At 73.2% G+C, this 21,068-nt stretch carries 19 protein-coding genes; 4 read left to right on the top strand and 15 right to left on the bottom strand.

Annotated elements, in window-relative coordinates; all coding sequences use genetic code 11:
- Positions 1-35 precede the first annotated feature (35 nt).
- The 14 genes from MHY29_RS12290 to MHY29_RS03375 all read right to left on the bottom strand — a co-directional run bounded on the left by MHY29_RS12290 (position 36) and on the right by MHY29_RS03375 (position 16,639).
- Positions 36-1,637: a DUF501 domain-containing protein gene (locus MHY29_RS12290; RefSeq protein ID WP_255612602.1), complete on the bottom strand. Its 1,602-nt coding sequence runs from the start codon at positions 1,635-1,637 to the stop codon at positions 36-38.
- 38 nt (positions 1,638-1,675) lie between these two features.
- The gene (locus tag MHY29_RS03435; protein ID WP_224355513.1) at positions 1,676-2,398 is read right to left on the bottom strand and encodes a septum formation initiator family protein; all 723 of its coding nucleotides are present in this window, start codon (positions 2,396-2,398) and stop codon (positions 1,676-1,678) included.
- Positions 2,399-2,541: 143 nt separating this feature from the next.
- Positions 2,542-3,819, bottom strand: a complete 1,278-nt coding sequence (eno, locus tag MHY29_RS03430; RefSeq protein ID WP_239238228.1) for a phosphopyruvate hydratase — start codon at positions 3,817-3,819, stop codon at positions 2,542-2,544.
- 61 nt (positions 3,820-3,880) lie between these two features.
- On the bottom strand, positions 3,881-4,666 hold the full coding sequence (locus MHY29_RS03425) for a MazG nucleotide pyrophosphohydrolase domain-containing protein (RefSeq protein WP_224355515.1): 786 nt from the start codon (positions 4,664-4,666) through the stop codon (positions 3,881-3,883).
- A gap of 55 nt (positions 4,667-4,721) precedes the next feature.
- Complete coding sequence (locus tag MHY29_RS03420; protein WP_224356853.1) at positions 4,722-5,939, bottom strand: adenosine deaminase; 1,218 nt, start codon at positions 5,937-5,939, stop codon at positions 4,722-4,724.
- 17 nt (positions 5,940-5,956) lie between these two features.
- Positions 5,957-6,604: a DedA family protein gene (locus tag MHY29_RS03415; protein ID WP_224355516.1), complete on the bottom strand. Its 648-nt coding sequence runs from the start codon at positions 6,602-6,604 to the stop codon at positions 5,957-5,959.
- 5 nt (positions 6,605-6,609) lie between these two features.
- A complete protein-coding gene (locus tag MHY29_RS03410; protein ID WP_224356854.1) occupies positions 6,610-7,947 on the bottom strand; it encodes a thymidine phosphorylase in 1,338 nt (445 codons plus the stop codon).
- A gap of 156 nt (positions 7,948-8,103) precedes the next feature.
- The gene (locus MHY29_RS03405; protein WP_224355517.1) at positions 8,104-8,535 is read right to left on the bottom strand and encodes a cytidine deaminase; all 432 of its coding nucleotides are present in this window, start codon (positions 8,533-8,535) and stop codon (positions 8,104-8,106) included.
- A gap of 4 nt (positions 8,536-8,539) precedes the next feature.
- The gene (locus MHY29_RS03400) at positions 8,540-9,847 is read right to left on the bottom strand and encodes an ABC transporter permease (protein ID WP_370643435.1); all 1,308 of its coding nucleotides are present in this window, start codon (positions 9,845-9,847) and stop codon (positions 8,540-8,542) included.
- A complete protein-coding gene (locus tag MHY29_RS03395; protein ID WP_224355518.1) occupies positions 9,844-11,226 on the bottom strand; it encodes an ABC transporter permease in 1,383 nt (460 codons plus the stop codon). Before MHY29_RS03395 ends, MHY29_RS03400 begins: the two co-directional genes overlap by 4 nt.
- The gene (locus MHY29_RS03390) at positions 11,223-12,752 is read right to left on the bottom strand and encodes an ABC transporter ATP-binding protein (protein ID WP_224355519.1); all 1,530 of its coding nucleotides are present in this window, start codon (positions 12,750-12,752) and stop codon (positions 11,223-11,225) included. The genes MHY29_RS03395 and MHY29_RS03390 overlap by 4 nt, the downstream gene beginning before the upstream one ends.
- Positions 12,753-12,868: 116 nt before the next feature.
- Complete coding sequence (locus tag MHY29_RS03385; protein WP_224355520.1) at positions 12,869-14,014, bottom strand: BMP family protein; 1,146 nt, start codon at positions 14,012-14,014, stop codon at positions 12,869-12,871.
- Positions 14,015-14,180: 166 nt separating this feature from the next.
- Positions 14,181-15,437 carry an amidohydrolase gene (locus MHY29_RS03380; RefSeq protein WP_239238227.1) on the bottom strand — a complete coding sequence of 419 codons (1,257 nt, stop codon included), beginning with the start codon at positions 15,435-15,437 and terminating at the stop codon, positions 14,181-14,183.
- 50 nt (positions 15,438-15,487) lie between these two features.
- On the bottom strand, positions 15,488-16,639 hold the full coding sequence (locus tag MHY29_RS03375; RefSeq protein ID WP_370643434.1) for a mannose-1-phosphate guanylyltransferase: 1,152 nt from the start codon (positions 16,637-16,639) through the stop codon (positions 15,488-15,490).
- A gap of 205 nt (positions 16,640-16,844) precedes the next feature.
- Here MHY29_RS03375 and sdhC point away from each other — a divergent pair, with 205 nt between their 5' ends.
- The 4 genes from sdhC (at position 16,845) to MHY29_RS03355 (ending at position 20,403) form a co-directional block, all read left to right on the top strand.
- Positions 16,845-17,249, top strand: coding sequence for a succinate dehydrogenase, cytochrome b556 subunit (gene sdhC / locus MHY29_RS03370; RefSeq protein ID WP_224355522.1), 405 nt, complete (start codon positions 16,845-16,847; stop codon positions 17,247-17,249).
- Between the two features lie 2 nt (positions 17,250-17,251).
- Positions 17,252-17,731, top strand: coding sequence for a succinate dehydrogenase hydrophobic membrane anchor subunit (locus tag MHY29_RS03365; protein WP_224355523.1), 480 nt, complete (start codon positions 17,252-17,254; stop codon positions 17,729-17,731).
- Positions 17,732-17,821: 90 nt separating this feature from the next.
- Positions 17,822-19,609: a succinate dehydrogenase flavoprotein subunit gene (gene sdhA / locus MHY29_RS03360; protein WP_224355524.1), complete on the top strand. Its 1,788-nt coding sequence runs from the start codon at positions 17,822-17,824 to the stop codon at positions 19,607-19,609.
- Positions 19,609-20,403: a succinate dehydrogenase iron-sulfur subunit gene (locus tag MHY29_RS03355; protein WP_224355525.1), complete on the top strand. Its 795-nt coding sequence runs from the start codon at positions 19,609-19,611 to the stop codon at positions 20,401-20,403. Before sdhA ends, MHY29_RS03355 begins: the two co-directional genes overlap by 1 nt.
- 82 nt (positions 20,404-20,485) lie before the next feature.
- Here MHY29_RS03355 and MHY29_RS03350 read toward each other — a convergent pair whose 3' ends face one another.
- Positions 20,486-21,010, bottom strand: coding sequence for a hypothetical protein (locus MHY29_RS03350; protein WP_239238226.1), 525 nt, complete (start codon positions 21,008-21,010; stop codon positions 20,486-20,488).
- Positions 21,011-21,068 lie beyond the last annotated feature (58 nt).

Below are 21,068 nucleotides of genomic sequence, written 5' to 3'. Positions count from 1 at the left end.
CCGGCCCCGCGGCCGCTCCCACGCCCGGGGGACGCTCAACCCCGCAGGGACAGGGCGATCCCATCGAGGATGTCGTGCTCGCTGGTCACGGCCTCCGTCACGCCGCTCGCCGCGGCGACCCGCGCGAGCACCGTGGACCAGATCAGCGAGCCCGCTCCGATCACGTCCACCCGGCCCGGATGCATGAACCCGCGCGCGGCGCGCTCCTCCCGATCCGCCGTCAGCAGGGCCTCCGCGGCGGCGCGCAGCCGCTCCACCGGGAGCACGGCGCCGTGGATCGCGGCGGGGTCGTACTCGGCCAGCCCGAGGGCCTCGGCCGTCACGGTGGTCACCGTGCCCGCCACGCCCACCGCGGCCCCCACACGCTCCAGCGGCAGGCGCGCGGCGACGTCGTCCATCACCTGCTCCACGGCGGCACGGGCGGCGGCCACCCCGTCCGCGGCGGCCGACCCGGCCAGTCCGAAGCGCTCGGTGAAGCGCACGCAGCCCATGTCCATGCTCACCGCGTCCACGACCTCGCCAGCCGGGGTGCCGACGACGAACTCCGTGGACCCGCCGCCGAGGTCCACCACGAGCACGAGGGCGTCGTCGTCCAGGGCGGAGACGTCCACGGCGGAGACCGCTCCGGCGAAGGACAGCCGGGCCTCCTCCTCCCCCGAGATCACCTCGGGCTCCACACCGAGGCGCTCCGACACGCCCTGCACGAACGCCTCCCGGTTGGAGACGTCGCGGCTGGCGGAGGTGGCGACGAACCGCACCCGCCCCGCGTGGTGGCGCTTCACCAGGTGGGCGTACTCGTCCACCGCGGCGAAGGTGCGCTCCAGCGCGGCCTCCGAGAACGCGCCGGTGGCGTCCACCCCCTCGCCCAGGCGCACCACGCGCATCTCGCGGACGACGTCCTCCAGGGGCGCGCCCGCGGGCAGGCCGGCGGGCTCTGCGGCGTCCTCCGCACCGGCCGGGCGGGCGATGAGCAGGCGGATGGAGTTCGTGCCGCAGTCAACGCCGGCCACCGTCACCCGCTCCAGGCGCTCGACACGCTCGAGGTGCTTGACGTGGCGGGACAGGTCCCGTGTCGGCACGGGAGCCGCCTCGTCCCAGGCGCCCGCGCACGCGCACACCCCGGGAGTCCACCACTCGGCGACGGCGGCGATCGCCTCGTCACCCAGCGGGTCCACCCCCGGTCCGGCCGCGAGCGCGTGGCCCACGAGCGCGTGGAGGCACTTCACGCGGTCGGGCAGCCCACCCGCGGAGACGTGCGCGATCTCCGGCACCTCGCCCGTGCCGGACGCCACGCGGATCCGCTCGCGCTCGGCCAGGTACGCCTCGTGGGCGGCGCGGTGCGCGGCGGCGAGCTCCGGGTCCGCGGCCAGCCGGTCGTTCATCTCCGCCATGAGACCGCCCGCCTCCAGGCGGGAGACGGCGGCGGTGAGCACCGGATGCGTCAGGTAGAACGTCGTCGGGAACGGGATGCCGTTGGACAGGCGCGGCGCCGTGGTGGCCACCAGCGGGTTGCCGCAGACGCAGCGGGCGCCGACCTCCACGACGTCGCGCACCGGGCGTCCCAGCTGCCGGGAGAGCGTGTCCAGGTCCTGCTCGGTGACGGCGCGGGGGTCCTGGGGCGCGGGGGTCTCGGTCAAGGCGTCCTCCTGGGATGCGGGGCGGGAAGCGGGCGTGGTCATTCGGTGGCGGCGCGGACGGCGGAGTCCCACAGGCCCTCCACCCACGGGAGCCGGTCGTTGACCTTCTCCTGGGGGACGGAGTCGGCCGGGACGGCGCCGGACTCGTCGGGCAGGCCGGTGACGGTGTAGAGGGTCTCCCCCGGCATGACGAGCTCCAGGCGCTGGCGCGCCTGCTGGGCCACGTAGCCGGGGTCGTCCCAGCGCCGGATCTGCTCCTCGTACTCCGCCTTCCGGCGCTGCTGCTCGGCGATGTCCTGCTGGGCCGCGGAGATCTCGAGCTGCTGGTTGAGCATGAGGCGCGCCGTGGGCGCCACCAGCACGGCGGCGATGATCAGCACGGCCAGCACCACGAGGGAGCGGCCCGTGAGCTGGCGCGCGGGCACCGGCTCGGGCAGGGGCACGCGACGACGGGCCGCGGCGTGCTCCCGGACGGTGGCGCGGCGGCGCTCCTCCCGCAGACGGGCGACGCGCTGGGCGGCCGCGCGCTCGGCATCGGGCCGTGGGGAGGGCCGGGTGGCCTCGTGCCGACGACGCTGCGCCGCCTCCTGCAGGTCGATGACCTGCGGGCCCGGGGGGGCCGGGGGCGCCGGCGCCTCCGGTGCGGCCGGCGCCACGGGGGCCGGTTCGACGACGACCGGCTCGACGACGGCGGGGGTCGCCCTCTCGGGAGCGGTGTCCGGCACGGCCACACGGGGCACACGGGGGCGGCGGGCGCTCATGCCGGTCTCCTTCGGGACGTGGGCGGGACCCCCACAGCCTACTGCCCTCCCCTGGCAGGACCCTGGCCGGCCGGAGACGGCGGCGGGCCCGCCCGGAACGTGTCCGGACGGGCCCGTCGGGGCGGCGCGGGGTGCCGTCGGGCTCAGCCCTGGAAGCGCGGGAACGCGGAGCGGCCGGCGTACACGGCGGCGTCGGCCAGGTCCTCCTCGATGCGCAGGAGCTGGTTGTACTTGGCCACACGGTCCGAGCGGGCCGGGGCGCCGGTCTTGATCTGGCCGGCGTTGGTGGCCACGGCGAGGTCCGCGATGAAGGTGTCCTCGGTCTCGCCGGAGCGGTGCGAGATCATGCAGTGGAACATGTGGCGCTGGGCCAGGGCGATCGCGTCGAAGGTCTCGGTCAGGGAGCCGATCTGGTTCACCTTCACGAGCAGGGCGTTGCCCGCCTTCTCGTCGATGCCTCGCCGCAGGCGCGCCACGTTGGTGACGAACAGGTCGTCGCCCACGAGCTGCACGCGGTCGCCGAGCTGCTCGGTGAGGTGCTCCCAGCCCTCCCAGTCGTTCTCGTCGAGCGGGTCCTCGATGGAGACGATCGGGTAGTTGTCCACGAGCTCGGCGTAGTAGGCGGACATCTCCTCGGCCGAGCGCTGGCGGCCCTCGAAGGTGTAGGAGCCGTTCTCGCAGAACTCGGAGGAGGCCACGTCCAGGGCCAGGGCGACGTCCTCGCCCAGGGTGTAGCCGGCCTTCTGCACGGCCTCGGCGATCAGGTCCAGGGCGGCGCGGTTGGACTCGAGGTTCGGGGCGAAGCCGCCCTCGTCGCCCAGGCCGGTGGACAGGCCCTTCTCCTGGAGCACCTTCTTGAGGGAGTGGTACACCTCGGCGCCCATGCGCAGCGCCTCGCGGAAGGACGGGGCGCCGATCGGGGCGATCATGAACTCCTGGATGTCCACGTTGGAGTCCGCGTGGGCGCCGCCGTTGAGGATGTTCATCATCGGCACGGGCAGCACGTGGGCGTTGGGGCCGCCCAGGTACTTGTAGAGCGGCAGGTCGGCGGAGTCGGCGGCGGCGACGGCCACGGCCATGGACACGCCCAGGATCGCGTTGGCGCCGAGCTTGCCCTTGTTCTCCGTGCCGTCCATGTCCAGCATCATCTGATCCACGGCACGCTGGTCGGTGGCGAGTTCGTCCTCGAGCTCCTCCGCGATCTCGAACACGGCGTTCACGGCGTCCTGCACGCCCTTGCCGAGGTAGCGCTCCGTGTCGCCGTCGCGGCGCTCGACGGCCTCGAACTCACCCGTGGAGGCGCCCGACGGGACGGCGGCGCGGCCCAGGGAGCCGTCGGTCAGCAGCACCTCCACCTCGACGGTGGGGTTGCCGCGGGAGTCCAGGATCTCGCGGGCGTGGATGGCGTCGATCTGGGCCATGGGACGGGTCTCCTTCAAACGAGTCGACAGGGTGCGCGCGGCGTTGCGGCACGCGGCCAGCCTACCGGCGCAGCGCGTCCCAGTCGCCCGCTCGCACGCACGCGATGGCGCCGCGCAGCGCCCGCTCCGGGTCGAGCCCCGCGGCCCGCGCCCGGCGCACCGTCTCGAACAGCTCGGCCCCCAGCGCGGCCTCGTCCTCCCATGCCTCTCCCGTGCGCTCCGGCAGCGGGACGTGACCGGCCAGCGGGTCGACGTCCTGACGGGCCGCCCGATCCACGACGGCGGAGGCCGCCGCCAGGGCCGGCAGGTGCGCCGGGATCCCACCGAGGCCGACGTCGTCCGGCCGAGGGGCGCCCGTGGGGCCGTCGGGCGCCCCGCCGCCCTCCGCCGCGGCGCGCTCGGCGCGCTTGACGCGCTCCCAGGCCAACTCGACGGCCTCGGGCGTGATCCCCTCCAGCTCGGCGGGCGGGCGCACCGCCCCGTCCGGGGTGAACACGAGCGGATTGCGGCGCACGAGCTTGGCCGTGAGGGCGTCCGCGGCGTCGTCGAGCCGGAAGCCCGCGGCGGGTGCGGGCGCGTCCGGGGCCCGGGACACCGCCGCGTGCAGCACCACCTGGAAGAGCACGTCCCCCATCTCGCCCGCGAGCGCCGGGTAGGAGCCGTCCGCGCGGCGGGCGGGCACGTCCGCCCACTCGGCGTCCGTGCGGGCCTCGATCTCGGCGAGCGCCTCGTAGGCCTCCTCCACCAGGTACTGCGTCAGCGAGCGATGCGTGAGCGCGCGCGTCCACGGGCAGTGTGTGCGCAGGGCCTCGGTGGTGGCCACGAGGCGGTCGACGGCGTCGCTCACGGGCGCGGCCCCCCTCCGCGGCGGAGGGGGGCCGGCGCGGTGCGGCGGGCGGGGATCAGGCGTCCGCCTCGTCGTCGGTGTCCGCCTCGAGCTCCTCCAGGGCGACGGTGCCGCCGGCCCCGGAGATGACCTCGCCCCAGCCGGACACGAGGATCTCGGCCAGGTCCTCGCGCTCGTCGACCGCGAGGAACGCCGCCTCGGCGGCGTTGAGCTGCAGGTCGAGGAGCTCGGAGAGGGAGTAGCCGAAGGTCTCGGCCAGCAGGTAGAGCTCGTCCGTCAGGGAGACGTTCGAGACCAGGCGGTTGTCCGTGTTCACGGTGACGCGGAACCCGAGCTGGACCAGCAGGTCGATCGGGTGGCCGGCGATGCCCGCCGCGGCGTCCACGGCGCCGGTCTGCAGGTTCGAGGAGGGGCAGATCTCCAGGGCGATCTGGCGGTCCCGCACCCACGCGGCGGTCTCGCCCAGGTCCACGATGCCGGTGTCCGCGTCCACGGGGACGCCGTCCTCGTCGAGGCCGCCGAACTCCACCTGGATGTCGTCCGCGATGCGCACGCCGTGGCCCAGGCGCAGGGCGCGGCCCGAGACGAGCGCGTCCTGGATGGAGGACAGGCCCTCGGCCTCGCCGGCGTGCACGGTGACGGGCAGGTGCTGCTGGGCCAGCCAGGTGAAGGTGTCCGCGAAGCGGGAGGGCGGGAAGCCGATCTCGGCGCCCGCGATGTCGAAGCCGACGACGCCGCGGTCCCGGTGGCGCACGGCCAGCTCGGCGATCTCCTGGGCGCGGTCCGCGTGGCGCATGGCCGTCACGAGCTGGCCCACGCGGATCACGTGGCCGGCCTCGTCGGCGGCGTCCACGGCCTCGTCGAGGCCCTCCTGGACGGCCTCCACGGCCTCGTCCAGGGTCAGCCCGCTGGCCAGGTGCTGCTCGGGGGCCCAGCGGATCTCGCCGTAGACGACGCCGTCCGCGACGAGGTCCTCGACGAACTCGCGGGCCACGCGGCGCAGCTGCTCGTGCGTCTGCATGACGGAGGTGGTCAAGGCGAACGTCTCGAGGTACTTCTCCAGGGACTCGCCGTTGGCGTGCTCGGCGAACCAGTCGGCCAGGCCGTCCACGGTGTCCGCGGGGACCTCGACGCCGGCCTCGCGGGCCAGCTCGAGCACGGTGGCCACGCGCAGGCCGCCGTCCAGGTGGTCGTGGAGGGAGACCTTCGGCAGGGCGCCGAGGTCGATCGTCAGGGGCGAGGGGGCGGCGTCCGCCGGGGTCTGCGAGGAGATCGTCACGTGGCCGGACTCTACCGCAGGGCCGCCTGCTCGTCCGCGCCCAGCCGGTGCCCGTCCCGCGCCAGGCGGCGGCGCAGCAGCGCCTTCACGGCGCGGTCCAGCAGGAGCCCCACGAGGGCCGCGCCGAGGACGGCGACGGCCATGCGGAGCACCGTGCTGTCCAGCCACCCCACGGTCAGGCGCGCGATCGCGATCGAGTACACGGACCACAGGGCCGTGGAGACCAGGTCCAGCCCGACGAACCGCCACGGCGAGTAGTGCATGGCCCCCGCCGCGAGGTTCACGGCCACACGGCCCCCGGGGATGAACCGCGCGGTGAACAGCAGCAGCGCCCCGTGGGAGTCGAGGTTCCGGCGCGCCATCACGATGGTCCGGCGCACCCTCCCGTGGCGCATCCACCGGAAGCGGGTCACCCCGACGCCGCGGCCCGCCCCGTACGCCGCGACGTCGCCGAGGAACGCCCCGACGAATCCGGCCGCCCAGAGCGCCGCGAGGGGGAAGGGCCGGCCGTCCTCGACGATCGAGGCCAGCGCCACGAGGACCGACTCGGACGGGAAGACGGGCACGAGCCCGTCCAGCAGGCACAGCAGCGCGGCCAGCGGCAGCGCCCACGGGTGGGACGCCCCCGCCAGGATCGCCTGCTCCAGCGCCTGCACCACGGCGGTCAGCCGATCCGGTCCAGGATCACCGAGCGGGAGCGCAGCGCGGCGGCCTCGGCCTCGTCTGCGGCGGTGACGGCCCAGCCGCCGGCGAGGGCCGCGCGGGCGCGGTCGAACCGCTCCGGTGTGTCCGTGTGCAGGGTCATGAGCGGCTGCCCGGCCCGCACGGCGTCACCGGGGCGCGCGTGCAGCTCGACGCCGGCGCCGGCCTGCACGGGCTCGCCCTGGCGCTCGCGGCCGGCGCCCAGGCGCCACGCGGCCAGCCCGACGGCCATGGCGTCCAGCTCGGTGAGCACGCCGTCCGCGTCCGCGGTGACGGTCTCCTGGTGGCGGGCCGCCGGCAGCTCGGCGTGCGAGTCGCCGCCCTGCGCCTGGATCATGCGGTGCCACACGTCCATGGCCTTGCCGTTGGCCAGGTTCTCCGCCGGGTCCACGTCCGTGACGCCCGCGCCGGCGAGCATCGCACGGGCCAGCTCCACGGTGAGCTCCACGACGTCGGCGGGCCCGCCCCCGGCGAGCACCTCCACGGACTCGCGGACCTCGAGGGCGTTGCCGGCGGTGAGGCCCAGCGGCACGGACATGTCGGTGAGCAGCGCGGAGGTGTCCACGCCGGCGTCGCGGCCCAGGTCCACCATGGTGCGGGCCAGCTCGCGGGCGGAGGCCTCGTCCTTCATGAACGCGCCGGATCCGCACTTGACGTCCAGCACGAGGGCGCCGGTGCCCTCGGCGATCTTCTTGGACATGATCGAGGAGGCGATCAGCGGGATGGCCTCCACGGTGCCCGTGACGTCCCGGAGCGCGTAGAGCTTCTTGTCCGCCGGGGCCAGGCCCGCGCCGGCCGCGCAGACCACGGCGCCCACCTCGCCGAGCTGGCGCATCATCTGGTCGTTCGTGAGGTCTGCGCGCCAGCCCGGGATGGACTCCAGCTTGTCCAGGGTGCCGCCCGTGTGGCCGAGGCCCCGGCCGGAGAGCTGGGGCACCGCCACGCCGTAGGACGCCACGAGGGGCGCCAGGGGCAGGGTGATCTTGTCCCCCACGCCGCCGGTGGAGTGCTTGTCCGCGGTGGCCAGGCGGCGCCCGTCGGGGGCGGAGAGGCCGGAGAAGTCCATGCGCTCGCCCGAGGCGATCATCGCGGCCGTCCAGCGGGCGATCTCCTCCCGGTCCATGCCGTTGAGGAGGATGGCCATGGCCAGGGCGGACATCTGCTCGGGGGCGACGACGCCGCGCGTGTACGCGTCCACCACCCAGTCGATGCGCTCGGGGTCCAGCCGGTGGCCGTCCCGCTTGAGGCGGATGACCTCGATGGCGTCGAAGGCCTCGGGAGCGGCGGGCTGGGCGGGCATGGAGGTGGTGGTCATGGCGGCGGGGCCCCTTCCGGCGTCGTCGGCTCCGGCGGCGCGCACCGCCGGAGCCCCCAGCCTAGCCAGAGACGCCGCGAGCCGCCCGGGAGGATCCCGGACGGCTCGTGGACGGGGGCGCGGGTCGGGGGCGCCGGAGGCTCAGGCCTCCAGGGCGTCGGGGCCGAACGCCTCGGGCAGGAGCGCCTCGACGGTGGTGACGCCGGCCGCCGTGAGCACGGCCAGCCCCGGCGCGCGGAACTCCCAGAGCAGCTGCCGGCAGCGCCCGCACGGGGTGATGAGCCGGCCGTCACCGCCCACGCACAGGAAGGCCCGCAGCCGGCCCCCGCCCGTCATGTGCAGCTGCCCCACGAGCGCGCACTCGGCGCACAGGGCCACGCCGTAGGCGGCGTTCTCCACGTTGCAGCCGCTCACCAGGCGGCCGTCCTCGGTGAGCGCCGCGGCCCCCACCCGGAACCCCGAGTAGGGGGCGTACGCACGCTCCATCGCGTCGGCCGCGGCCGCGCGCAGCCGGTCCCAGTCGGCCTCGGCCACGGGGGCGGCGCAGGCGGGCGGCGTCGTCGTGCCGGTCATGGGGTCACTCCTTCACGTACGGCTCGCCCGCGGCGGCCGGGCCGCGGGAGCGTCCCACCAGGCCGGCCACGGCGAACACCGTCACCAGGTACGGGAGCATGGCCATGAACTGGCTGGGCACCGGGGTGCCCAGGATCGCGAACACGAACTGCATGTTGGTCGCGAAGCCGAACAGCAGCGCCGCGAAGAACGCGCCGATCGGGTTCCACCGGCCGAAGATCACCGCGGCGAGGGCGATGAAGCCCTGGCCCGCCGTCATCTCCTTGGAGAACGAGGACGCGGAGACCAGCGTGAAGAACGCGCCGCCCATGCCCGCCACCGCGCCGCCGAGCAGCACGTTGACGTAGCGGGTGCGGTTCACGTCGATGCCCACGGTGTCCGCGGCCTTCGGATGCTCGCCCACGGCGCGCACGCGCAGGCCCCAGCGGGTGCGGAACAGGCCGAACCACAGCAGGGCCACGATCGCGTACATCAGGTAGCCCAGGATCGTCTGGTCGAAGAGGATCGGCCCGATGACCGGGATGTCCGCGAGCAGGGGGATGCGCAGGTCCGGGAAGCGCGGCGGCGCGTTCAGGTCCGAGTCCGCGGTGAGCACGGTGGAGAACAGGAAGTTCGTCAGGCCGGCCACCAGCACGTTCAGCACGACGCCGACGATGACCTGGTTCACCAGGTACCTGATGGAGAACACCGCCAGCAGCCAGGACACCAGCACGCCGGCCACGATCGCCGCACCGAGGCCGGCCCACGGGGAGCCGGTGAGGGAGCCGACGACGGCCGCCATGAACGCGCCGGCCAGGAGCTGGCCCTCGATCGCGATGTTCACCACGCCGGAGCGCTCGGACAGGATGCCGGCCATGGAGCCGAAGATCAGCGGCACGGCCAGGGTGAAGGAGCCGGCGATCAGGCCGGTGAGGAACACCTCGTTGTTGGTCGCGGCGCCCACCACCCACACCAGGAACGCGGCCGTGAAGGCCAGGGCGAACAGGCCCGCGGCCCAGCCGGGCAGACGTCGCCCGCGCAGGGTCAGGACCCATGCCGCCGCAGTGATCGCGGCCATGACGGCGGTGAGCGCCCAGCCGGTCACGGCCGGGTCGGCCAAGAGGTCCGGCAGCCGGACCGCGTCGGAGGCCTCGGAGATGCGGAACACCGCCGTGGAGTCCGAGGCGCCCAGCGCGAAGACCACTAGGGAGACGAGCGTGAACACGCTCAGCAGGACGGGGGTGCTCCAGTGGCGGACCACCACGCCGGAGGACGCGGCGCCGGCCCGCTCGGACGGGGTCGCGCTCTCGCGCGCGGGTGCTGCGGTGCTCACAGGTCCTGTCCCTTCTCACGGTGCGGGCCGGTCCCGGCGACGGGATCCGCGGGGTCGGCCGCGACGGCGGTCGCGGCGGCGTCCTGGGTCTGGGCGGACGGCACGGAGGCCAGGCCGGCCGCGCCGGGGACCGCGGCGCCGGCCACGGCCGGCTGGGTGACGACGTCGGCGGTGCGGCGTGCCCGCGCCGCGCCCGGGGCGGGCAGGCGGAACAGGCCGCGCACGAGCGGCGGGGCCGCGATGAACAGCACGATCATCGACTGGACCACGAGCACGATGTCGATCGGCACACCGGTCTCTGTCTGCATGGTCACCCCGCCGGCGCGCAGGGCGCCGAAGAGCAGGCCCGCGAACAGCACGCCCACCGGGTTGGAGCGGCCCAGGAGGGCCACGGTGATCGCGTCGAAGCCGTAGGAGCCGGCCACCGAGGTGTTCAGCGCGTTCTCCGTGCCGGAGACGTGCGTCATGCCGGCCAGGCCCGCCAGGCCGCCCGAGATGGCCATCGCGGCCACGTAGGTGCCCTTGACGGACATGCCCGCGGTGCGGGCGGCTGCCGGGTTGGCGCCCACCGCGCGCAGGCGGAATCCCAGCGTCGAGCGGGACATGAGCCACCAGGTGAACGCCGTGACGAGCAGGGCGAGCACGAAGCCCCAGTGGAGGCGGTACCCGTCGCCGAGCAGCTTCGGGAACATGCCGCTCTCCGGGAGGAACTCGGAGACCGGGTTGGTGGTGCCGGCCCGGCGCAGCACCGGCGTGTTCAGCAGGTACGCCAGGACGTTGACGGCCACGTAGTTGAGCATGATCGTGAGGATCACCTCGTGCGCGCCGGTCCAGGCCTTGAGCACGCCCACCACGGCGCCCCAGAGGACGCCGCCCACGACGCCGGCCAGCAGGACGACGAGCAGGTGCAGGCCGAACGGCAGGGGAAGGTGCACGGCCGTCCAGGTGGCGACCATGGCGCCGAAGATGAACTGGCCCTGGCCGCCGATGTTGAACAGGCCGGCCCGGAAGGCCACGGCCACGCCGAGGGAGATGATGATCAGCGGGGTGGCCACCGTCAGCGTCTCCGTCAGCGGGCGGACCATGTCCGTGAACGTGTCGGCCTCGTAGTTGAAGACCGCGCCGCGGAACAGCGCGGCGTACGCCCCGGAGACCGCCTTCCAGGCCGCGGTCAGCGCGTCCTGCGGGCGGGCGAACAGGTAGCCCGCGGCGTCCTGGACGTCCTCGTCCGTGACGACGATCAGCACGGCCGAGATGACGAGGGAGAGCAGGACGGCCAGCACGGTGACCGCCCCGTTGGAGGAGGCCAGGCGCCGTAGAGCGGAGCCGTCCTCCTGCGTGCGCGCCCCGGCGGGGCGCGAAGCCACGGCGGTGCTCATGCCCGGGCTCCTTCCTGGTGGGTGTCCTCGGCGGTCTGGCCCGCCATGAGCAGGCCCAGGTGCTCGCGCGAGGCGTCCCCGGGCACGATGTCCACGATGCGGCCGTGGTACATCACGGCGATCCGGTCGGCGAGCTCGCGGACCTCGTCCAGCTCGGTGGAGACGATCAGCACGGGGGTGCCGGCGTCGCGCTCGGCGATGATCCGGTCGTGGAGGAACTCGATCGAGCCCACGTCCACGCCGCGCGTCGGCTGCGAGGCGATGAACAGGCGCAGCCCGTCCACGAGCTCGCGGGCCATCACCACCTTCTGCTGGTTGCCGCCCGAGAGGGAGGAGACGGGCACGTCCACACCCTGGGTGCGGACGTCGAACTCCTCCACGCGGCGCTCGGCGAGTTCCCGGACGGCGCGGGGGCGCAGCTGCACGGCGGAGCCGGCGGGGGCGACGTCGAACCGGTTCAGGACCATGTTCTCCGCCACGGAGAAACTGCCGACGAGGCCATCGGTGGAGCGGTCCTCGGGGACGTAGCCGACGCCGGCGTGGATGATCTGGCGGGTCGAGCGGCCGAGCAGCTCGCGCCCGTCGAGGCGGATCGAGCCGGCGGCCTTGGCCTGCAGGCCCATGATGGCCTCGGTGAGCTCGGTCTGGCCGTTGCCCTGCACGCCGGCCACGGCGAGGACCTCGCCCTGGCGGATGCCGAAGGAGACGTCGTCCACGAGCACCTGGCCGGTCGGGGAGACCACGGTCAGGTGCTCCACGCGGAACGTCTCCTCGCCGAGCTGCGGCGCGGTCTTCCGGCGGTTCAGGACGACGTCGCGGCCCACCATCAGCGAGGCCAGCTCGGCCGCGGAGGCCGAGGGGTCGGCGGTGCCCACCACGCGGCCGCGGCGCAGCACGGTGATGTCGTCGGAGATCGCCTTGACCTCGCGCAGCTTGTGGGAGATGAAGACGATCGCCGTGCCGTCCGCGCGCAGCTGGCGGATGATCGCCAGCAGCTCGTCCGTCTCCTGCGGGGTGAGGACGGCGGTCGGCTCGTCGAGGATGAGGATCCGCGCGTCGCGCACCAGGGCCTTGATGATCTCCACGCGCTGCTGCACGCCCACGGGGAGGTCCTCGACCACGGCGTCGGGGTCCACGTCGAAGCCGTAGGCGTCGGAGATCTCGCGGATCTTCCGGCGGGTGGCCTCGAGGTCCAGGACGCCGGCGCCACGGGTGTGCTCGTCGCCGAGGGCGACGTTCTCCGCCACGGTGAACACGGGCACCAGCATGAAGTGCTGGTGGACCATGCCGATGCCGGCGCGCATCGCCTCGCCCGGGCCGGAGAAGGCGACGGGCTCGCCGTCGAGCAGGATCTGGCCCTCGGTGGGCTCGTAGAGCCCGAAGAGGACGTTCATGAGGGTGGACTTGCCGGCGCCGTTCTCGCCCAGCAGCGTGTGCACGCGCCCCGACTCCACGGTCAGGTTCACGTCCTCGTTGGCGGCGAAGGAGCCGAAGCGCTTGGTGATGCCGCGCAGCTCGAGCTTCATGGTGGCCTTCCTGGTCTCGGGGACGGCGGACGCGGGACGGGGCCGACGACGACGGACCGTGGCGGCCCGCCGACGTCGGCCCCGGGGAGTCCGGATCCCCCGCGGAGGGGGTGGGGTCAGGACTTCGGGGAGTACTCGGAGTCGACCTTCACCTTGCCGGAGATGATGTCCTCCTGCAGGGTCTGGACCTCGTCCTTGAGCTCCTGCGGGACCTTGGAGTCGAAGTCGTGGAACGGGGCCAGCTCGACGCCCTTGTTCTCCAGGGTGCCCACGTAGGGATCCGCGGAGAACTCGCCCTTGAGGTCCTGGCCGATCACGTCGGAGACGGACTGGCCCATGTTCTTCACCACGGAGGTGAGGATCAGGGCGCCGTCCTTGGTGGACTCGTAGCCGTCGGAGTCCGGCCACACCACGGCGACGGACTTGCCGCCGGCGTTGGCCTCCTTCACGGCGTCCAGGGTGCCCAGACCCACGGGGCCGGCGACGGGCATGACGATGTCCGCGCCCTGGTTGATGAAGTTGGCGGTGTTGGTCTTGCCGTTGGCCTGGTTGTCGAAGTCGCCGGTGAAGGAGCCGGTCTTGGCCTCGCGGTCCCAGCCGAGGACCTTGACGTCCTTGCCCTTGACCTCGTTGTAGTGCTCGACGCCGGCCGCGAAGCCGTCCATGAAGACGGTGACGGTGGGGATCTCCATGCCGCCGTAGGTGGCGACGGTGCCGGTCTTCGTCATGCCGGCGGAGACGTAGCCGGCCAGGAACGCGGCCTGGGCGGTGTCGTAGGTCAGCTTCTTCACGTTGTCGGAGAAGCCGTCCGCGGTGACGTCGACGCCGAGGAAGTGGATGTCCGGGTTCTTCTGGGCGATCGGCTTGATCGTGTCGCCCAGCATGTAGCCGACGCCGATGATCGAGTCGCACTGGGCGTTGACCTGGGCGTTCACGTTGGGGGTGAACTCGGAGGCGTCCTTGGACTCGGCCTTGTTGGTCTCGATGCCGTAGGCCTCCTCGGCGGCCTTCAGGCCCTCGTAGGAGGACTGGTTGAAGGAGCGGTCGTCGAAGCCGCCGGCGTCGGAGACGATGCAGGACTTGTAGTCCTTGTTGTCGGAGCCGGCGGCCGCGTCCGCGGAGACCGCGGCGCCGGAGCCGGAGGCCGAGCCGGAGTTCTCGGCGGGCGGGGCGCCGCAGCCGGCCAGGAGCAGGCCGGAGCTGAGCAGGGCGGCGGGGACGGCGAGGCGGCGACGGCCGGCCAGGGGGGAGACGATGCCCATGGGGTCCTCTTTCGGAAGGCGCGGAGCGAGACGAAGCCCCCGGAGGGGCGGCGGGGGCGCGGCGGCGTCCTCGTCGAGGTCCCGCGCGCCCGTCGCGCAGGAGTTTACCCGTTGTTCTCCTCTGTCGCCCCCGTCACCCAGACGCCCCGGACGGTCCCCGGCCGCGTCAGCGGGCGGGCTTGGCGAGCACGTCGAGGGCCGCCGCGGCGAAGACGCGCATGCCCACGCCGATCGCCCGCTCGTCGGGGGCGTAGTCCCCGCGGTGCAGGTCGTAGGTGGGCCCGCCGGGGGTGCGCGTGCCCAGGCGCAGCATCGCCCCGGGCACCTTCTGGGTCATCCACGCGAAGTCCTCGCCGCCCATGGACTGGGGGGTGAGCGCGATCGCGTGGGCGCCCAGCTCCCGACGCGCGGCGTCCTCGATGAGCGCCGTCTCGGCCTCCGCGTTGTCCACCGGGGGCACACCGCGGATGTGCTCGAGCTGGACCTGGACGCCGTAGGGGGAGGCGACCTGGGTGACGACCTCGTCCAGCAGGGCGCCGGCCTCCTCCCAGACGCCCGCGTCGAGGCACCGCATGGTGCCGGCCAGGTACCCGGTGTTGTCGATGGCGTTCGGCGCGGAGCCGGCCGCGATCTGCCCCCAGACCACGGAGACGGCCGAGCGGACGTCGATGCGCCGGGACAGCACCGCGGGGACGTTCACCGCGATCTGCGAGAGGGCGAACACCATGTCCTCGGTGAGGTGCGGCCGGGAGGTGTGCCCGCCGCGGCCGGTGAGGGTGATCCTGATCGTGTCCGCGGCCGAGGTGATGGCACCGATGCGCGTGCCGATCGTGCCGACGTCGAAGTGGGGGTCGCAGTGGGCCGCGAGCACGCGCGGCACACCCTCCAACACGCCCTGGCGGATCACCGCGAGCGATCCGCCGGGCAGGCGCTCCTCGGCCGGCTGGAAGATCACGCGCACCCGGCCGCGCGCCCGCTCGCCCACGGCGCGCAGCTCCGCAGTGGGCGCCGCGCCGCGGAGGATCCGCCCCAGGGTCAGGGCGGTGCCGAGCATGACGGCCGTGTGCATGTCATGCCCGCACGCGTGCGCCACGCCGTCGTTGACGGAGACGTAGGGGAGGCCCGTCTCCTCCTCGACCGGCAGCGCGTCGATGTCCGCGCGCAGCCCCAGGACGACCGGCCCCTCCCCCAGGTCCACGTAGGCGCCGGTGCCCTCGAGGCGGACGGGGTTGAGGCCGTATTCCGCGAGGGTCTCCACGATCCGGTCCGTCGTGCGGTACTCCTCGTAGGAGAGCTCGGGGTGCCGGTGCACATCCCGCCGGAACGCGGTGACGTGCTCCTCCAACTGCTGCACGACGGGCGCGACGGAGGGCGGGGCGAGGCGCGGCGCCGTCCCCGTGACGACGGACTCGGAGGTGGTCATGGCCCCGCACCCTACCCCGCGGGGAGACCCCCCGCCCCGCCCCGGGCGACTCAGAGGACGTCGTCGGCGCCCTGCGCCTTGAGCGACTCCACGGTCCTCTTCACGTCCTGCGCATGCTCGGTGGTGGTCACCAGCAGCGCGTCCCCGGTGTCCACCACGACGACGTCCTCGACGCCGATCAGCGCGATCACGCGGGAAGTGTCGGTGACCACCACGCCCGTCGCCGAGTCGGAGTACACCCGCGGGGTGTCGCCGATGACGGTGACGCCGGAGCCGTCCTTGACGGGGTTCAGGCGGGCGATGGCGGCGAAGTCGCCGACGTCGTCCCAGGTGAAGGCGCCGGGGATGACGGCCACGTCGCCGGCCGTGGCGGCGGGCTCGGCCACCGCGTAGTCGATGGCGGTCTTCTTCAGTCCCGGCCACACCCGCGCCATGACCGCGTCGCGCTCCGGCGTCTCCCAGGCGCGGGCGATCTCCGTCAGGCCCGCGTGGAGCTCGGGCTCGTTGGCCTCGAGGTGCTGGAGCATCAGCGCGACCGGCGCCACGAACATGCCGGCGTTCCAGAGGTACCGTCCGGAGGCCACGTACCGCTCGGCCACGCGCTGGTCGGGCTTCTCCACGAACGCGGCGACGTCGTGGGCGTCCGGCGCGCCGGCCACGGAGAGGCGCCGGCCGGTGCGGATGTACCCGAAGCCCGTGGCGGCGTGGGTCGGGGTGATGCCGATCGTGACGATCCGCCCCGTGGCGGCCGTCTCCACGGCCTGGCGCACGGCGTCCTGGAACACGTCCACGGGGCCGATCACCTGGTCCGCGGCGAAGGAGCCCATGATGGTGTCCGGGTCGCGCAGCCAGAGGATCGCGGCGGCCAGCCCGATGGCGGCGGCCGAGTCCTTGGGCTCCGGCTCGAGGACGAGGTCCGCGGCGCCGACGTCCGGCAGCTGCCGGCAGACCGCGTCCTCGTGCGCCCGGCCGGTGACCACCATGATGCCGCCCGCGAGCGGGGCCAGCCGGTCCCAGGTGGCGCGGATCAGGGTCTGGCCCGAGCCGGTGAGGTCGTGCAGGAACTTGGGGGCGGCGGCCCGGGAGAGTGGCCACAGCCGGGTGCCCACGCCGCCGGCGGGGATCACGGCGTGGAAGCGCTCGAGGGCGGACGCGCTGGGCTGGCTGGGCGCGCTCTGCGCCGCGGTCGGGTCGATGCTCACAGGGCCAGGGTAGGGAACGCGCCGGACGCGGCACGAATCCGGACCCCCACCGCCCCCGCCCACGGCCGGTGACACACACCGCCCCGCCCGTGCTCCACGGGCGGCCGAGGGTCTACTCTGTCCTGTGGAATCCACTCGCATCCGTGCCCGTCCGCGCCATCCGGCGTCCCCCTCGGGGCGGAGCATTCCCCTGGAGGTATCAACCGTGTCTAGCGCCACTGCGCAGGCCCCGGCCAAGAACGGCCGCGGAACCCTGTATCGGGGCCACGGCGGCATGTGGTCCTGGGTGGGCCACCGCGTCACCGGCGTCGTCATCTTCTTCTACCTGCTCGTCCACGTGCTGGACACCGCCATGGTGCGGGTCTCCCCGGAGGCCTACGACGCCGTGATCCGCTCGTACAAGACCTGGTACTTCGCCCTGGGCGAGACCGCGCTGGTCGCCGCGATCCTCTTCCACGCCCTGAACGGCCTGCGCATCATCCTGGTCGACTTCTGGAAGGGCGGCACCAAGCACCACAAGACCCTCCTGTGGGTCGTGCTGGCCGTCTGGGCCGTCCTGTTCCTGGGCTTCGCCGTCCGTCACCTCTCCATCGCCTTCGGAGGCCACTGACCATGAGCACCACCGCTGAGACCCCCCTCGCGGCTCCGCGCACGGGCCGCCTCGACTCCAAGTACGTCCGCGGCGAGTCCGGCAAGGGCAACTTCGAGATGCTCGCGTGGCTCTTCATGCGCGTGTCCGGCGTGTTCCTCGTCGTCCTCGTGTTCGCGCACATCTTCGCCAACCTCATGGTCGGCGACGGCATCAGCGGCCTGGACTTCGGCTTCGTGGCCGGCAAGTGGGCCAACCCGCTGTGGCAGCTCTGGGACCTCGCCCTGCTGTGGCTGGCCATGCTGCACGGCGCCAACGGCGTCCGCACCATCATCAACGACTACGCGGAGCGCGACGGCGTCCGCTTCTGGCTCTCGATGATCCTCTACGTGGCCACCGCCGTGATCATCGTCCTCGGCTCCCTGGTGATCTTCACCTTCGACCCGTGCATGGTGGACGCCTCCGGCGCCCTCCTCGAGGGCTCCCCGGCCATCTGCCGCTGACCCACGTCGGCACCGAGCACACCCGGAGCCGGACGCCGCCGCCCCCCGGCAGCGCGCGTCGGGCCCTGACACTGAGAGAGAGACACCTGAATGCAGGTTCACAAGTACGACGTGGTGATCGTCGGCGCCGGCGGCGCGGGCATGCGCGCCGCCATCGAGTCGGGCCAGCGCGCCCGCACCGCGGTCCTCACCAAGATCTACCCGACCCGCTCCCACACCGGCGCGGCCCAGGGCGGCATGTGCGCCGCCCTCGCCAACGTCGAGGAGGACAACTGGGAGTGGCACACCTTCGACACCGTGAAGGGCGGCGACTACCTGGTGGACCAGGACGCCGCCGAGATCATGGCCAAGGAGGCCATCGACGCGGTCCTCGACCTCGAGAAGATGGGCCTGCCGTTCAACCGCACACCCGAGGGCAAGATCGACCAGCGCCGCTTCGGCGGCCACACCCGTGACCACGGCAAGGCCCCCGTGCGCCGCGCGTGCTACGCCGCGGACCGCACCGGCCACATGATCCTCCAGACCCTCTACCAGAACTGCGTCAAGCACGACGTCGAGTTCTACAACGAGTTCTACGTGCTGGACCTGCTGCTGGTGGACGAGGACGCCACCCGCGAGGACGGGACCCCCTACACGCAGAAGCGCGTGGCCGGCGTCGTCTCCTACGAGCTCGCCACCGGCGAGATCCACGTGTTCCAGGCCAAGGCCGTCATCTTCGCCACCGGCGGCGCGGGCAAGGTCTACAAGACCACCTCCAACGCCCACACCCTCACCGGCGACGGCATGGCGATCGCCTACCGCGCCGGCCTCCCGCTGGAGGACATGGAGTTCGTGCAGTTCCACCCGACCGGCCTGGCCGGCCTGGGCATCCTGCTCTCCGAGGCGGCCCGCGGCGAGGGCGGCATCCTCCGCAACGCCGAGGGCGAGCGCTTCATGGAGCGCTACGCGCCCACCATCAAGGACCTGGCCCCGCGCGACATCGTGGCCCGCTCCATGGCCGAGGAGGTCCGCCAGGGCCGCGGCGCCGGTCCGAACAAGGACTACGTGCTGCTCGACCTGACGCACCTGGAGCCCTCGCACATCGACGAGAAGCTCCCGGACATCACCGAGTTCGCCCGCACCTACCTGGGCGTCGAGCCCTACACGGAGCCGGTGCCGGTGTTCCCGACGTGCCACTACTTCATGGGCGGCATGCCGACCAACGTCAAGGCCGAGGTCCTCCAGGACAACGACACCGTCGTCCCGGGCCTCTACGCCGCCGGCGAGGTCGCCTGCGTGTCCGTGCACGGCTCCAACCGCCTGGGCACCAACTCGCTGCTGGACATCAACGTGTTCGGCCGCCGCGCCGGCATCCACGCCGCCGAGTACGCCGCGCAGGCGGACTGGGTGGAGCTGCCCGAGGGCGGCGAGCTGCCGACCGTCCAGCACATCGAGAACCTGCGCTCCGCCACCGGCTCCGAGCGCGTCGCGGACATCCGCGCCGAGCTGCAGGAGTCCATGGACGCCGACATGCAGGTGTTCCGCGACGAGGACTCGATCCGCCGCGCGCTGGCCAAGATCGAGGAGCTGCGCCACCGCTACGAGAACGTGTCCGTGCAGGACAAGGGCCACCGCTTCAACCTCGACCTGCTCGAGGGCATGGAGCTCGGCTACCTCCTGGACATCGCCGAGGCGATGACCCTGGCGGCCCTGGGCCGCAAGGAGTCCCGCGGCGGCCACTACCGCGAGGACTACCCGAACCGCGACGACGCCAACTTCATGGCCCACACCATGATCTACCGCGACGAGACCGCGGAGATGGAGGGCGTGAAGGGCATCCGCTTCGAGACGAAGCCCGTCGTCGTCACCCGTTACCAGCCGATGGAGCGTAAGTACTGATGAGCCACGCAGCAACCGAGACCCAGGCCCCCGCGGCCCCGGCGCAGCAGACCCAGGGCCAGGACGGCGGCATGGGCGAGATCGAGTCCTTCGACATCACCCTCCGTGTGCGCCGGTTCCTCCCGGAGTCCTCCGAGGAGTCCTACTGGGACGAGTGGCGCCTCACCATGTTCGGCACCGACCGCGTGCTGGACGCCCTGCACAAGGTCAAGTGGGACCACGACGGCACCCTGTCGTTCCGCCGCTCCTGCGCCCACGGCGTGTGCGGCTCCGATGCCATGCGCATCAACGGCCGCAACCGCCTGGCCTGCAAGACCCTGCTGAAGGACCTGGACCTGTCCCAGCCCATCACGGTCGAGCCGATCAAGGGCCTGCCGGTGGAGAAGGACCTCATCGTGGACATGGAGCCCTTCTTCCAGTCCTACCGCGAGGTCATGCCGTTCCTGGTCGCCAAGGGCCACGAGCCCTCCAAGGAGCGCTACCAGTCCCAGGCCGACCGCGCCATCTACGACGACACCACCAAGTGCATCCTCTGCGCCGCGTGCACCTCGTCGTGCCCGGTCTTCTGGACGGACGGCCAGTACTTCGGCCCGGCCGCCATCGTCAACGCGCACCGCTTCATCTTCGACTCGCGCGACGACGCCGGCGACATGCGCCTGGAGATCCTGAACGACAAGGAGGGCGTGTGGCGCTGCCGCACCACCTTCAACTGCACCGAGGCGTGCCCCCGCGGCATCCAGGTGACCAAGGCGATCGCCGAGGTCAAGCAGGCCATCCTGGCCCGCTCCTTCTGAGCCTCTGACGCACGACGGCGGCCCGTCTCCCTCCGGGGAGGCGGGCCGCCGTCGTCGTGCGGGCCGCCGGGCGCGGCACGGCTCAGCCGAGGAAGGCCTCGCGGACGGCCTTGGAATGCGCCGTGACCAGCCAGACCGCGCAGAACACCGCCATGGCGCCGACGGCGACCAGCACTGCCATCCCGGACGCGCCGCGGGCGGCCATGCGACCGCCGTCCACGGCCCAGAACACGGCGCTGAGCAGGCCGACGCCGGCCAGGGCGGTGCCCAGCCAGCGGGTGGCGCCCCACAGCCGCTGGGCAGCCCAGACGAGCAGGGCGGCGGTCAGCAGCACGCCCACGGCGCCGAGGACGGCCCCGCCGGGCGGCGTGAGGAAGTCCTGGACCTGCTGCGCGCTCACCTCGTACTGGCCCCACGTGCGGGACTGCAGGACCTCGCGCGCGTAGCCCGGGTCCGACTGCAGCCCGAGGACGCCCGCCACGGCGGCGGCGCTCACGAGCCCCGTCCCGGCCGTCATGGCCTGGTAACGGCGGATCGGCCCACGCACGGCGGGGTCGTCCAGGCCGGAGGGACGGGCGGAGGCGGGGGCGACGTCGTCGGAGCGCATGGACCCATCATCGCGCACGCCTCCCCCGGCCCGAGGACGCCGAGGACGACGCCGGCCC

This window comes from Micrococcus sp. ACRRV (assembly GCF_022346985.1).
GTDB lineage: Bacteria > Actinomycetota > Actinomycetes > Actinomycetales > Micrococcaceae > Micrococcus > Micrococcus porci.
This window is presented reverse-complemented; position numbering and strand designations above follow the sequence as displayed.

Coding starts and splice junctions, on each gene's coding strand:
- MHY29_RS03435 (WP_224355513.1), bottom strand. CDS start 2,398: ATGAGCGCCCGCCGCCCCCGTGTGCCCCGTGTGGCCGTGCCGGACACC.
- eno (WP_239238228.1), bottom strand. CDS start 3,819: ATGGCCCAGATCGACGCCATCCACGCCCGCGAGATCCTGGACTCCCGC.
- MHY29_RS03410 (WP_224356854.1), bottom strand. CDS start 7,947: ATGCCCGCCCAGCCCGCCGCTCCCGAGGCCTTCGACGCCATCGAGGTC.
- MHY29_RS03405 (WP_224355517.1), bottom strand. CDS start 8,535: ATGACCGGCACGACGACGCCGCCCGCCTGCGCCGCCCCCGTGGCCGAG.
- MHY29_RS03395 (WP_224355518.1), bottom strand. CDS start 11,226: ATGAGCACCGCCGTGGCTTCGCGCCCCGCCGGGGCGCGCACGCAGGAG.
- MHY29_RS03390 (WP_224355519.1), bottom strand. CDS start 12,752: ATGAAGCTCGAGCTGCGCGGCATCACCAAGCGCTTCGGCTCCTTCGCC.
- MHY29_RS03385 (WP_224355520.1), bottom strand. CDS start 14,014: ATGGGCATCGTCTCCCCCCTGGCCGGCCGTCGCCGCCTCGCCGTCCCC.
- MHY29_RS03380 (WP_239238227.1), bottom strand. CDS start 15,437: ATGACCACCTCCGAGTCCGTCGTCACGGGGACGGCGCCGCGCCTCGCC.
- MHY29_RS03365 (WP_224355523.1), top strand. CDS start 17,252: ATGAGCACCACCGCTGAGACCCCCCTCGCGGCTCCGCGCACGGGCCGC.
- sdhA (WP_224355524.1), top strand. CDS start 17,822: ATGCAGGTTCACAAGTACGACGTGGTGATCGTCGGCGCCGGCGGCGCG.
- MHY29_RS03355 (WP_224355525.1), top strand. CDS start 19,609: ATGAGCCACGCAGCAACCGAGACCCAGGCCCCCGCGGCCCCGGCGCAG.
- MHY29_RS03350 (WP_239238226.1), bottom strand. CDS start 21,010: ATGCGCTCCGACGACGTCGCCCCCGCCTCCGCCCGTCCCTCCGGCCTG.